This window comes from Paenibacillus dokdonensis (assembly GCF_004916975.1).
GTDB lineage: Bacteria > Bacillota > Bacilli > Paenibacillales > Paenibacillaceae > Paenibacillus_AQ > Paenibacillus_AQ dokdonensis.
The window spans coordinates 41976-56623 of record NZ_STGQ01000002.1 but is presented as its reverse complement, the minus strand read 5'-3'; the positions used below and the strand labels follow the sequence as shown (position 1 = coordinate 56623).

Sequence of the window (14648 nt, the reverse complement as noted above, 5' to 3'; positions counted from 1 at the left end):
GATGTATTTATGAATGAACTTAGCCGTAAATGGCGTATCTTTGTGATTCACCATTCGCATACGGATATTGGTTATACGGAAAGACAGGAGCGAATTGAACAATACCACATTGACTTTATTCGCCAAGCCGTCATGATTTCCAAGGACATGCGGTCCGGAAAACGGGATGAATGGAAAGGGTTCAAATGGACCTGTGAGACATTCTGGGCAGTTGAGCAGTTTCTTCGCGTAGCTACTGATGATGAGAAAAGTGACTTTGCGGAAGCGGTTCGGCAAGGTGACATTGAATTATCGGGCACGTATCTCAACATGACGGAGCTCGCCGATGAAGACCTGCTCCGCTCCATTCATGCCAAGGCATCCGCCTATGGACGTTCTATCGGCTGCCCCGTGGACTCTGCCATGACAGCCGACATTAACGGCTACAGCTGGGGTTATGCGAAGAGCTTGCTGGATGCGGGGATTCAGCATTTGTTCTCCTGCATCCACACGCATCACGGCATGTTTGCTCTGGGGCGCAAGCAGACTCCATTCTGGTGGGAAACGCCGGACGGAGAGAAACTGCTCGTATGGAACGGGGAGCACTACATGTTTGGCAATGAGCTGGGCCTATGTCCGGATGGCGTCGGCAGCTACATGATCCGGGATGAGTTCATTACGCCGGCAATTGTAAACAACCGCGAAGAGATCATGGCGACGCGCATTGAGCGTTATTTGCGTAAGCTGGAAGAAGAGGGATATCCGTACGACTTCGTTCCGGTGATGATCTCGGGTCTGGCAACGGATAACGGTTCGCCGAATGGGGATATTGCACAGGCGATTCAGACGTGGAACCGGGAGCATGGGGACATGGTTCAGATCGAAATGTCCACGTTAAGCCGGTTTTTCAGCCACTTGAAGCAGCAGAACATAGACATCCCGGTGCATCGCGGCGATTGGCCGGATTGGTGGTCGGATGGAGTAACCTCTACGCCGATGCATACACAGATCTTCAAGGATGCCCAGCGTACGCTGCGGAAGGTCAAACGGCTGGATCCGCAGCAGCAGATCATCAGCCCGCAGGAGCTGTCGGACATCGAGCAGCAGCTTGTGATGTATGCGGAGCATACATGGGGATTCCATGCCTCGATCCATACTCCTTGGGACTGGAACGTGCAAATGCTTGAAGTACGCAAGCTGGCTTATGCAGCCAACGCAAGCCGGTTGGCGCACAGTGCTTTGGACAAAGTAAGAAACGAACAAGGCGGATCACTGCTGCGTCCCGGACGGGCTTTCCGCTACCGCGTGGTTAATGCGGAGCTGCATGCATCCAGGCAATTCGCCATGCTCGAATGGGATGGCTTCGAGAATGAACGGTTCAAGGACGGGCTGGAGGTTATCGACGAGGACAGCGGACAGGCGGTTCCGCATCAAGCAGGTAATCAGAGCGTTACGATTGAAGCGGAGCTGAAGCCCGGGGAGCAGAAGCAGTATATTCTTCGGCCTGTGCAAGCAGCGAAGGCAAACACGACGAGTAATCTCAAGCTGGTCGGGGCAGATACGGTTTATGATATAGAGGATATATATCCATCCGGAAGCAAGAAGGACGCGGTTTCGATTTCGGAGCATACTGCCGAAACACCTTATGTGAAGATTCACTGGAGCGAAGAGGGGATCGTATCCTGGGTCAACAAAGAAACCGGAGAAGAACTCATTCGCAAGGATTGGAAGCATGGCGCGTTTACGCCTGTATATGAACGCACCCCAGCGGTTGATTCGGTTAATCCGAGCAGCCAGTATGCAGTGCGCAGCGGAATGGGCCGCAACAGAAAAGGGGTTAACGTACAGCGCTCTTCAGGACGGCTGGTGAAAGCCAAGGCTGTCTCAAACGGTCCATTGTTCGGGGTTGTGGAACTCCAATTCGAATCGCGTGGAATGAGCTATTATTCTGTGTTCCTCAAGCTTTATGCAACATGCAGCAGAGTTGATGCAGCCGTCCGGTTTCACAAAGACAGTGTCTGGGAACCCGAAAATGTGTATATTTCCCTGCCGTTTACGTCTGGTTCATCTGATGACGAAACATTGTGGCTGGATAAGGCCGGAGCTCCGGTCAGGCCGTGGATTGATCAACTGCCGGGAACGCTGCTCGACTATTCCTGTATTCAAGAAGGGTTGGCCTATGTAGGAACAAACGGTTCCCTCATGGTAGCTACGCCGGATACGCCGCTTATTCATTTAGGATCCTTGGAATACGGAAAACGACTGCTCCATACCCAACAAGACGAAGAGACGGAACGCCATGTATATGTCTGGGCCATGAGCAACTACTGGGAAACGAATTTTAAAGCGACGCTAGGCGGATTCTACGAATTCCGTTACGTCGTTCAATGGAGCGAGGGCATTCGTACAGCGCAGCAAGCAATCGGACAATGTCAGGCGATGAGCTCCGGGTTCACGGTTTGGCGCATTAGCTGACGCATCATTTCATTCGTAAAAAGCATACCTATGCTGATTTTGCTGGAATACCACGAAAAACCACCCTTCATGTTGAGCGGTGGTTTTTGGGTATTCTTTACGACCTCCCCCCGATGGATAACAATTCCATAAAATAGAAAAATAAGTGGGTGTTTCTTATTTACAACGTAACAATGTTATGTTACATTAGTTTTCGAGGAGGCGGTGTCATGAACGAAGAGGATCTCATTTCGAAGAAAGAATTGCTGGAGCTGACAGGTATCTCCTACGGACAGCTGTACCGCTGGAAACGCAAGAATCTCATTCCTGAAGAGTGGTTTGTCCGTAAGTCTTCCTTTACAGGACAGGAAACCTTTTTTCCAAAGGATAAAATATTGCAGCGTATTGAACGAATCAAGAACATGAAGGATGGGTTGTCCCTGGATGAGCTGGCGGATGTGTTTTCACCAAGCTCGAATATACAATCTTTGTCACCTGAAAATCTTGTCGAACGAAACATTGTTACGGTTTTGGCGATGGGGTTGTTTGAAGAGGAATGTGGAAGCCAGGAGACGTTATCCTTTAATGACATCCTGACGGTCTATGTACTGCAGAAACTGCTGCAAAGCGGTGAAATGACCCGGGAAGAAGGCAAAATGCTGATCACCGTCATGCGGGAACATTATGGCACATTGGCGGCAAAACCCTGCGAGCTGGTGTTAATCCGTAAAATGGGAGTTCCCCTGTTACTTCTGGCTGAATCGGCGGAGCAGATTTATTTTGACAAGGATGTAAAATGGATTCTACGGCTGCCCCTGGCCGCTTCAATGGAAGAATTAAAACTAAAGATCAATGAAACGGAGGCATGACAAATGGATACGAGATCAGATCTGCAAATGTCCGGCATTGGACGTTCGCAAGGTGGCAGCTATTCGCATGTTAGGCTTGATGGGATGTCAAAAATCAATGGGGATACGGACTGTATTTCGCTCGACAGCAACGGGACCATGACGATCGATGGCGCGCTTCAAAGCGAGTCTGTATCGATCAATGGAACGGCGAAGGTGGAAGGCGGGCTGAACACAAACCGGATGACCCTTGACGGGGTGTTGACGGTTAAGGAGCATGCGGTTTGTAATGAACTGCTGACCGTTAACGGCCGCTTATCCATTGGCAGAGGGCTGGACGGAGAAAAGGTTGAGATATTCGGCAGCTTGAAGACGAGAAAGGATGTGCAGTGCGAGGTGTTGTCCGTTCATGGCGGATTCAGTATCGACGGACTGCTGAATGCCGGTCTGATCGACATCAAGCTGAACATGCCATGCAGAGTGCAGGAAATAGGGGGAGAGAACATTACCGTCAGACGGCTGAAAAAATTCAGCGTCATCGAGCAGTTCGTACCCGTCCTCTCCGCCAAGCTGCAGGCACATACCATTGAAGGCGATGAAATCAATTTGGAGTATACGGAAGCGGAAATTGTCCGGGGCAATGATATAAGGATCGGCAGGGGTTGTAAAATCGGACGCGTGGAGTACAAAAATCAACTTCTTCGGGATGACGATGCAAGCATCGGAGCCGTTCATCAAATATAGTTTCATCAGTGTCTAAAAAGGAGGAAAGAAGCATATGGTGACAAACGGGTACTCAAAAGGAAGCCGCGGCGACATGAAAGTAACGGGTAGCGGCAGTTCAAACGGCGGTTCTTTCAATAATATCAGGATCATGGGCGATGCAGTAATCAACGGCGATACGGATTGCGAAATGTTCAAATGTATGGGCAGCTCGAAGGTGAATGGATCGCTCATTGCCGGTAGTTCCTCCAGCAACGGAGCGCTGAGTGTTTCAGAAAAAATGAATGGCGGAAGTGTAAAGGTGCAAGGAGAATTGAAGATAGGAAAGGATCTTTCCTCTGGGCTAATATCTATTAGCGGAGAGTTGGCTGTCGGCGGGCGGATGTCGGCAGAGAAAGCCAAAATCAATGGTGAACTGCGGGTTAATGCTGATTGCCAAATGGAAGAATTACTGGTCAGGGGAACGCTCGAAGTCAATGGCATGCTGAACGCGGAGCAGGTGGATATAAAGCTGTACGGACCGAGCCGTTTGCGCGAGCTGGTTGGGAGCCGCATCATGGTGAAGAAGAGTATGAGTCTACCGCTGATCGGCAAATTAGTGCCAGGCGCAGAAGGCTCGCTAACAGCGGAGGTCATCGAAGGAGATACCATCGAGCTGGAACATACCAACGCAGCCGTTGTCCGCGGCAGAAACGTGACGATTGGCAGCGGATGCCGGATCGGCCTTGTTGAATATAAGGATGAATTCAAGCAGGACAGCGGATCATCGGTTTCGCAATCGGAGAAAATTAGGCCTTAAAGATAAGGAGGATTGGAGAGGACCATGGCTGTAAAAAAGAATAGATTGGGATTCATTGTTGCAGGGCTTCTGCTGGGCATTCTGATCGCGGCCATCGACAACACGATTGTGGCGACGGCAATGGGGACGATTATCGGAGATTTGGGAGGACTCGACCAGTTTGTGTGGGTGACCTCCGCTTATATGGTTGCCGAAATGGCGGGAATGCCGATTTTTGGAAAGCTGTCCGATATGTATGGGAGAAAGAAGTTTTTTATATTTGGCGTGGTCATGTTCCTGATCGGTTCCATGCTCTGCGGTACGGCACACAGCATCACCGAGCTTAGCATCTATCGTGCTATTCAGGGTATCGGAGGCGGCGCACTGATTCCGATCACCTTCACGATCATTTTTGACATATTTCCACCGGAGCTCCGGGGCAAGATGTCAGGTATGTTCGGAGCGGTATTTGGTGTAGCGAACCTGTTCGGCCCGCTGATGGGTGCCTATATTACTGATTATTGGCATTGGCGCTGGATATTCTACATTAATGTGCCGCTTGGTATTATCGCATTTCTGCTCGTTGTATTGTTTTACCGAGAATCCCATGAGCATTCCCGTCAGAAAATCGACATTTGGGGTGCGTCCACATTAGTGGGTGCCGTAGTCAGCCTGATGTTCGCGCTGGAGCTCGGCGGCAGTAAATACGCTTGGGATTCCGTCGTTATTCTCGGATTGTTTGCGGCCTTTGCGCTGCTGTTCATCATCTTCCTGCTTGTCGAGCGCAAGGCGGCGGAGCCGATTATATCCTATGAAATGTTCCGTAAAAGATTATTCGCCGCCAGCAGCGCAGCCGCCCTGTTCTATGGTGCAGCGTTCATCACGGCAGCGGTATACATTCCGATATTCGTGCAGGGCGTTATGGGTGGTAGTGCAACTAACTCCGGACTAATACTACTTCCGCTTACGCTTAGTTCGGTTGTAGCTTCACAGGTGGGCGGCATGCTCTCCTCCAAAATGACGTTCCGCAGGATCATGATCTTCTCTGCCACGGTATTTCTGCTGGGCATGTTTCTGCTGACCACAATCACGCCTGAGACTTCAAGGCTTGTCCTTTCCTTTTACATGATGATTACCGGTTTTGGCATCGGGTTCTCCTTCTCCGTACTGAGTATGTCAGCCATTCAGGGCATGGAGCTGCGACAGCGCGGATCCGCGAACTCGACGATTTCCTTCCTGCGTTCGTTAGGGATGACCGTGGGAATTACGATCTTCGGAATCATTCAGCGCAATGACTTCAAAGGCCAATTGACGGAAAAGCTGGGCGGAGCAGGTCAAAGTATGCCTGCCAATGCGGATCCGCAGCAGCTGTTGTCACCAGAGACAAGGGCGCTCATCCCGCCGCAGGTGATGGAAAAGATTAGCGCGGCGCTGTCAATTTCGGTGGATCACGCTTTTTTCTGGGCGCTTATTCCGGTGTTCTTTGCTCTCGTGTCGGTATCCATGATGGGAACTGGCCGCATGCAGTTCTCCAAAGGTCCTTCGGCTGCACAGACGAAAAGCCAAGCGTAACGGGGAGCAAGAAATCTTATATTCGAAGAGCATATACGCATCAGAAGACATTTTTTAGGGTAATGCTGAATAAGTAGCGAATCAGGGAGGCTGATATTCATGAAAGTGATCATTACCCAAGAAGAAGCAGTGGAAAAAGGAATCTGGTCTGATGTGATGAAAATGTTCGGCGTGGATGGTGAGGATGAAGTTTGGCCAAGCGAGGAGTATATTTTAACAGAGGAACAGGCCCGCCGGCTCCAATTGATTCCTTAATCATGACCGCTATCATTTAATGACCAAGAGGGTGACTTCAATAGCAACGATTTATACTGTGAATTTGCAACATGGACATGATGAGCAGACATTCAGACAGGTGCTTGAGTATTTACCGTACGATGTCAGGAATAAAGTCGCCAAGTACAGGCTGGAACAAGATGCAAGACGTGAGATGGCTTCGGCTGTTCTAAAGCGGATTATTGCTTGTGAAATAAACGGAATTGAGCTGCGTGAAGCGGATTTTCTCAGGGATGGTTTCGGTAAACCATCCCTGAAGGGATTTCCGGACTTTCACTTTAACGTATCACATGCAATGGATTGGGTGGTTTGTGCTGTCAGCGCAGAGGGACCGATCGGTGTGGATATAGAGAAGGTGGGGGAGGCAGAACCAGAAGTTGCTCAGCTTTGCTTTTCACCGAAAGAGCTTGCCGAATGGAATGAGCAGCCGGGACATCTAAGGAATGAATTCTTCTATGAACTGTGGACGTTGAAAGAAAGCTACGTCAAGGCGATCGGAAAGGGGCTCTCCCTTGATTTTTCCTCTTTTGAAAAGGTAAAAACAGGGGATGAGAATTACATATCACACCAAGGAGTTATCGACCCAGAGTTGTATGTAAGATCCATATCGTTCGCCATCGATTATAAACTAGCTGCCTGCCTGTCCATTGAAGATAGATACATAGATTTCCAAAAATATACCTTGGCTGAGATTATAAGCCGTTTTATGGAATTAATAGACAGAGAGATGTAAAAATTCACGCAATGTTCATAGTCCTGATATCCCGTGATGGCTCTCAATATTTAGGGATATAGACACTTTTATTTCTGCTACATGGTATAAACATACCTGTACTTTAAGCGTGATTATGGTATATATTAGTAATAGATTTGGATAAGTATGACAATGTCGCTGGATACTATAACCACTGCACTATGAAAACTTAAAGTAGTAAACCTCCTCGAAAGAGAGGGACACAAAGCTAAAGGGGCTAAAAGCGATTATCGCAATGCCAGCCAGCTGCCGGATGATGTATTCGTTATTGAACTAACTCTACTCTCGGCAAGTAGGGTTTTTTTGTTTTTTCAGCCTTTTTAGCAACTATGAACATGCAAAGGAAAGATGAAGAATGTCGGTGTTAACAACGGAAAAGTCTAATTTAGGGGAATGGAAATCGTATATCGAACAACTGGAAGAACGCACGATACTGCGCAGTCATTCCGGTAAAACGCCCTTCCCGCTGCAAAAATTTGTTTATACATGGTCGCAGGAATTTCAGCGGAGGATTCAAAAGGGATGCGAATCGGCGCGGATTGCTCCGGACACGCTGCTCAGTGCTGCCTGGAGCATACTGCTCATTAAATATTTAAGAAGAGAAGAAATTGCCTTTGCTATGATCGATTCCTCTGAAGAGGCGTATCCGTTGATCATGACGGCGAAGGGGGAGACAACACTCAAGCTGCTGCTGCAGCAAACAGCCTCCGCCGTAGCTGGACACAAGCTCAAATCTGTGAATTTGCAAGAGATTTCTGATATATGCGGACTTGAAGGGTCATTACCTATATGCAATACGGCAATCTGGACAGGCAATGAATTTGCGCGTGAAGAACTGCAGGGCAAGTTCGATGTATCCGTTTCGTATCACGGGAAAGACGGAAGCGGGCTTGAAGTTTTGTATGCGAATGATATCTTTTCGAGCGATTTTATCCGCCGCATGTGTATGCATTTGCAAAAAATCATGACGGAATGCCTGACCGTTCCGGGGGCCATGATCAGTGAGATCAGCCTGCTCTCTCGGGAAGAGGAGGATTTGCTGTCGGCTTGGAACCTTACGGAAGAACCTTTTGATCTGGACCGCACGATTCACGGGATGTTTGAGGAACAGGCGGAAAAGACGCCAAATCATACTGCGGTCGTATATAAAGAGGAATCTTTGACTTTCCGCGAACTGAATGACAAGGCAGATAGGCTCGCCCGTGTATTGGCTCGTAAAGGTGCCGGCCCGGAACGTATCGTCGGCATCATCGCAACCCCTTCGATTGAGATGATCGTGGGTACTTTAGCGATATTGAAGACGGGTGCTGCTTATTTACCGATCGATCCGGCTTATCCGGCGGATCGTATTCTTTACATGCTCGAAGACAGCGGCACGAAGCTGCTTGTAACGGAGCCTAACGTAAAACTTGATGGGAAGATCCGTTTTAAAGGAGAAACCATTTGTGCAGCCCAGGCTTTGGCCTCCGGGAATCATAACGAAGCACAAGAGGAAGGAGAGCAATTCGGTAATCCGCATGCTCTTGAAGCTCCAAAAGCGAATGATCTGGCCTATATTATATATACTTCAGGATCGACCGGACGGCCGAAAGGCGTGATGGTCGAGCATCGTACGCTCGTCAATCTATGTGCCTGGCACATCAAAGAATTCAAAGTGACTGACCAAGACCGGTCCACGAAATACGCGGGCTTCGGTTTTGACGCATCGGTGTGGGAAATGTTCCCGTACCTTGTTTCTGGCGCATCCATATATGTAATTCCAGAAGAGATCCGGCTTGATTCCGGGCAATTACATGCGTATTTCATTCAGAACGACATTACAATAAGCTTTTTGCCAACGCAATTTTGTGAGCACTTCATGACGTTGGATAATCCGTCACTGCGAATCCTTCTTACAGGCGGGGACAAGCTGAAGACGTTCAGCAAGCAAAATTACGAGCTGTATAATTGCTACGGTCCCACGGAGAACACCGTTGTCACGACCGCCTACAGAGTCACGAAGCTGGAGGAGAACATCCCCATCGGATATCCGATTGATAACTCCCAGGTACACATTGTAGATGCTTACAGCCTTCCGCAGCCTATCGGCATTGCCGGAGAATTATGTATTGCCGGTCAGGGGCTCGCACGCGGTTACTTGAATCAACCGGAGTTAACCAATGAGAAGTTTATTGTCACTGCGTTAGCTGGTGGTGGACGGATGTACCGGACGGGCGACTTGGCGAGATGGACAGAGGATGGTGTCATCGAGTTCCTCGGACGGATCGATCATCAGGTGAAGATCCGCGGGTTCCGGATCGAAATCGGTGAGATTGAACACCGGCTGCTGCAGCATCCCCATGTCTCTGAAGTCATTGTCGTTGATCTTGACGACGCCTCAGGTGCGAAATACTTATGTGCCTATGTGGTTGCAGACGAACCGTTTTCCTATGATGAAATGAGTGCGTTTTTGTCGGAGAACTTACCGGATTACATGGTGCCGGCTAAGCTGATGGAGCTGATGGAGCTTCCGCTGACTGCCAACGGCAAAGTGGATCGGCGGGCATTGCCTGCTCCTGCGGCAGCTTCGTATGATGAGCAGAATTACGAGGCTCCGGTAGGCGTTTGTGAAGAGGGAGTCGCATCACTGTGGGAAGAAGTGCTTGGATTGAATCGTATCGATGCTTGTGAATCGTTTTTTATGGCAGGCGGAGACTCACTGAAGATTGTCATTTTGCAAACCAAGCTGCAGCGGCGTTTTGGCGTTTCCGTTCCGGTTACCGTTTTGTTCGGACGCGCAACCGTTCGCGAGCAAGCCGAGTGGATTGAACAAGCCGCACAGAATCAGCCATCCGAAGGCCAACTGGCTGTAACAGCCGAGCTTCAGCCGGCAGATACCGCTAAAATGGTGAGAAGACCTGTCCAGGAACATTATCCGGTTGCTTCAGCCCAGCGGAGACTATATTTTATCGAACAAATGGATCAGATCGGTACGGCTTACAATGCACCATTTGCCTTCCGTATTGAAGGCTCAGTGGACGTGCCGCGTCTTGAACAGGCGTTTCGTTCAATGATCGAAAGACATGATGTGTTCCGCATGTCATTCCACTGGGAGAACGACGAGATCATGCAGCGGATCCACAGTCAGGTTACGTTTGAGCTGAACGTGATTGCGGCACCGGAGGAAGGATTGCGTGAGCTGCTCCACTCGCTTATCCTGCCTTTCGACCTCACGAAAGCACCGCTGCTCAGAGCATGTCTCATTCGGTGTGGATCTGGGAATAGCTCCGTACTGCTGGTTGATTTCCATCATATTGCTGTAGACGGGGTATCGGCTAATGTCTTTTTCAATGAGCTGTCGAGGCTGTATCGCGGGGATACTTTGGAGGAGCTGCCGATCGGTTTTGCTGATTTTGCCGTTTGGCAGTCGGAAACTGCGGAAAGCAGCAGCGAAGAGCAAAGGGCCTACTGGGAGAAAACTTTATCAGGTGAGCTACCGATATTGCAGCTTCCGACGGATCTGGAACGTCCCGCCAAGCAAAGCTTTCAAGGCGAGACGGTGACCTTGCGGCTTGACGCAGGCGCTGCCGAGCAGCTGAAAACATTTGCTGTTACTACGGCGACAACGCCGTTTATGGTGTTATTCGCTGGTTACCACGCGCTGCTATCCCGCTACACGAATCAAGAGGATGTCATTACAGGCGTTCCGCTTGCGGGTAGGATGCACGAAGAAGTGCAGTCCATTATCGGTATGTTCGTCAATACCATGCCTGTACGCTGCTATCCGGAGAAACGCAAACCGTTTGCTCAACTGCTGCAGGAAGTGAAGGCTGCATTGCTGGATACGTTCGAGCATCAGGATTACGAATTGGAGGAGCTTGTCCGTTCCCTGAATATCCCGCGTGATCCAAGTCGTAACCTGCTGTTTGATACTTTGTTTGTCATGCAAAATACAGGCAAGCTCGAGCTTCAGCTTGAGGGGACAGACGCTTCGTATTATCCATATATCCATCCGATCTCCAAGTACGATCTGATGGTAGACGTAACAGAGGAAGAGGACGGTATCCGTATTGATTTGCAATATTGTACGGATCTGTTCGAGCGCCAGACGATTGAAGCGTTTGGCAGCCGGATTCTACGCATGCTCTCTGATGCGATGATTCATCCGGGCAAGATGCTGTGTGAACTTGAAATGCTGAGCGCCGAAGAAGATGACTTCGTCGTCAATACACTGAATGCTACTGCCTCGGCTTATGCGGACCAGATGACGATTCACGGTCTGTTCGAGGAACAGGTTCGACTTACGCCAGACAAGGCTGCGCTCGTCTTTGGCGACCTTGCAATGGACTACCGCGAATTAAATGAACGGGCGAACCAGCTTGCATACACACTCCGATCAAAAGGGGTAAAGCCGGATCAGGTTGTCGGACTGATGGTTGACCGCTCGTTTGAGATGATCATCGGGCTATTGGCCATTTTGAAGGCAGGTGGTGCTTATGTTCCAATCGACCCTGAGTATCCGCAGGACCGCATTGTCTACATGCTGGAAAACAGCCATACCACGCTGCTGCTGACGCAGACCCATCTTGCGGGCAACGTCGTATTTGCAGGTGAAACGCTGCTTATCGATAAGGAAGAGGCCTACAGCAGCTTCACGGATAACCTGTCTCATGTGAACGGACCTGCTGACCTGCTGTATGTTATTTATACATCGGGTACAACGGGCAAACCGAAGGGAGTCATGATCGAGCACCGGAATATCGTGAACCTGCTCCATTATGAATACAGTGAGACGAACGTTGATTATAGCGGTAATGTGCTTCAATTCACCACAATCAGCTTCGATGTCTGCTCACAGGAGATATGGTCGACACTCGCTGCCGGCGGCACACTGCATATGATTCCAAGTGATTTGCGGATGAACGTTGGAGATCTGTTGACCCATATCGAACGTATGGACATTCAAATTTTGTTCATGCCGGTCTCGTTCCTGAAATTCATTTTGAATGAAAAAGAATATGCTGACCGTTTTCCATCATCCGTAAAGCATGTGATTACGGCTGGGGAACAGCTGATCGTTCCAGAAAAATTCCGCGCGCATCTTACGCGGTACGGTGTGTATTTGCATAACCATTACGGGCCGTCGGAAACGCATGTCGTAACGACGCACACGATTGATCCATCCGGATTTATTCCGGAGCTGCCGCCAATCGGGAAGCCAATCGCCAACACCCAGATTTATATCGTGAACGATGATCTGCAGCCGCAGCCGGTTGGTGTAGCCGGAGAACTGTATATTGCCGGGCATAACGTTGGCCGGGGATATTACAACAACGAAGAGATGACGCAGGAACGTTACGTGCGAAGCCCGTTCATCCAAGGCGACCGTATGTACAAAACGGGCGATTTGGCAAGATGGACGAAGGAAGGAACGATCGAGTTCTTGGGTCGGCTGGATCATCAGGTCAAGATTCGCGGCTTCCGTATTGAGCTGGGTGAGGTTGAGAATTGCCTGCTGAATCAGCCGGCTGTGTCGGAAGCCATCGTCGTTGCCAAAGAGGACGGCAAAGGCGGGCACTACTTATGCGCTTATTTCACAGCAGGCGACGAGCTGGGAATCGGGGAGCTGAGAGAGCATATAGGCAAGCAATTGCCGGATTATATGATTCCCTCTTATTTCATGCAGCTTCCGGAGATGCCGCTGACGCCTAACGGGAAAATAGACCGCAAAGCTCTTCCGGAGCCGGATGCATCACGAGCGCGGAGCAAAGATTATGTGGCTCCGCGAACCGATATAGAACAAGCGGTTGCTGATGTTTGGCAGGCTGTACTGCAGGTGGACAAAATCGGCGTTCAGGACAATTTCTTTGAACTTGGCGGACACTCGTTGAAAGCGACCATCGTCGTGGCAAGGCTGCAGAAGCAATTCGAAATTGGCATGAACGATATTTTCGAATACCAGACCGTTGCGGCACTGGCGAACAAAATCAAACCGAAAACCAATCATCTGCACACCCGGCTGGAACAGGTCAAGCAGCTGTATGCTGGTTTGAAAAGCATCGATTTTTCTAAGGAAGAAGCAAGCTATGTGAGCCGGAACCAGTCCTATGGCTCCTTGGATGTCATAGCTATGAACGGCTACCAGAATGTGCTTCTCACGGGAGCTACGGGCTATCTGGGTGCTCATTTGCTCTACGAAGCGATAAGCAGCAAGGATTGGAGCGTACATGTGATCGTCCGCGCCGGATCAGATCATGAAGCGGAAGAGCGTTTGAGACAAAAATACGCTTATTACTTCGGTCCGGACTGGTTTGAGAGATATGAAGACCGTATCCACGTGTATGCAGGCGACATTACCAAGGATCGCCTGGGTCTCACAGATCATCGGTATCAGGAATTGCTGCAGCGCATAGATGCTGTATTTCATGCGGCAGCGAATGTGAAGCACTACGGAAGCTATGCTGATTTCGAGCTGCAGAACGTGAAGGCGACAGCGAACCTGCTTGATTTTGCCGCAGAAGGCAAGTCGAAGCATATGCATCATATGTCTACGCTAGGTGTGGCGACAGGAGTCGTGGAAGGGGAGCGGCATGTCTGCTTTACGGAATATGATCTCGATCTGGGACAGCAGTTTGAGAATTATTATGCCAAGACCAAGTTTGAGGCGGAGCGTCTCGTATTGGCTGCGCGGGACAAGGGAGTCATCACCAACATATACCGCCTTGGCAATATCGTTTTCCACTCCCAAACGGGCCGGTTCCAGGAAAATATTGCGGATAATGCGTTCTATACTACGTTGAAGTCATTCCTTGAGCTCGGGACCGTGCCGGGCGAGGACAATGACATTGATTTTACCTATGTCGACCAAACGAGCAAAGCGATCCTGCTGCTTGCCGATTGCGTGGCTTGCCATAATGAAGTGTTCCATATAGCCAATCCGCATGAAGCCAATGTCGGTGCTGTGCTGCAGGACAACCCATTAGATATATCCGTTGAATTGCTATCATTCGACAAATTTGTCGATTATCTTCATGAGCATTATGACGACGAGAATTTCAAGCATGTGATCGAACAGATCATGCTGCATTACGGATGGATGGAAGAAACAATTTTCACTACGTATTTCAAGGTTTTTTCTTCCAAAACAACGCTTCTATTGTCACGGCTTGGTTTTGATTGGTCTCCGCTAAACCAAGAGATGATAGAGCAAATGTTTGAACATTGTAAAGAAGAAGGATTTATGTAATTCGACATATTTCTACATAATTCGGTAAATAATTCTTTA

Annotated in this window: 8 protein-coding genes and 1 riboswitch; all 8 genes read left to right on the top strand. The window is 49.4% G+C overall.

Going from position 1 to position 14648, the window contains the following annotated elements; all coding sequences use genetic code 11:
* The first annotated feature begins 9 nt into the window (after positions 1-9).
* The 8 genes from E6W40_RS18415 (at position 10) to E6W40_RS18385 (ending at position 14609) form a co-directional block, all read left to right on the top strand.
* A complete protein-coding gene (locus tag E6W40_RS18415) occupies positions 10-2454 on the top strand; it encodes a glycoside hydrolase family 38 N-terminal domain-containing protein (protein WP_136607105.1) in 2445 nt (814 codons plus the stop codon).
* 209 nt (positions 2455-2663) lie between these two features.
* Positions 2664-3302 carry a YhbD family protein gene (locus E6W40_RS18410; RefSeq protein WP_136607104.1) on the top strand — a complete coding sequence of 213 codons (639 nt, stop codon included), beginning with the start codon at positions 2664-2666 and terminating at the stop codon, positions 3300-3302.
* Between the two features lie 3 nt (positions 3303-3305).
* A complete protein-coding gene (locus tag E6W40_RS18405; protein WP_136607103.1) occupies positions 3306-4025 on the top strand; it encodes a bactofilin in 720 nt (239 codons plus the stop codon).
* 34 nt (positions 4026-4059) lie between these two features.
* Positions 4060-4803 carry a cytoplasmic protein gene (locus tag E6W40_RS18400; RefSeq protein WP_136607102.1) on the top strand — a complete coding sequence of 248 codons (744 nt, stop codon included), beginning with the start codon at positions 4060-4062 and terminating at the stop codon, positions 4801-4803.
* A 24-nt stretch (positions 4804-4827) separates the two neighbouring features.
* Entirely contained in the window at positions 4828-6354 is a 1527-nt protein-coding gene (locus E6W40_RS18395; RefSeq protein ID WP_136607101.1) for an MDR family MFS transporter, read from the top strand.
* 99 nt (positions 6355-6453) lie between these two features.
* On the top strand, positions 6454-6609 hold the full coding sequence (locus E6W40_RS29555; RefSeq protein WP_168928977.1) for a hypothetical protein: 156 nt from the start codon (positions 6454-6456) through the stop codon (positions 6607-6609).
* A gap of 31 nt (positions 6610-6640) precedes the next feature.
* Positions 6641-7363: a 4'-phosphopantetheinyl transferase family protein gene (locus E6W40_RS18390; protein ID WP_168928976.1), complete on the top strand. Its 723-nt coding sequence runs from the start codon at positions 6641-6643 to the stop codon at positions 7361-7363.
* Positions 7364-7550: 187 nt separating this feature from the next.
* Positions 7551-7638: riboswitch (cyclic di-GMP riboswitch) on the top strand.
* A gap of 101 nt (positions 7639-7739) precedes the next feature.
* Positions 7740-14609 (top strand): non-ribosomal peptide synthetase, encoded by a 6870-nt coding sequence (locus E6W40_RS18385; protein ID WP_136607099.1) that lies wholly within the window; start codon positions 7740-7742, stop codon positions 14607-14609.
* The last annotated feature ends 39 nt before the right edge of the window (positions 14610-14648 follow it).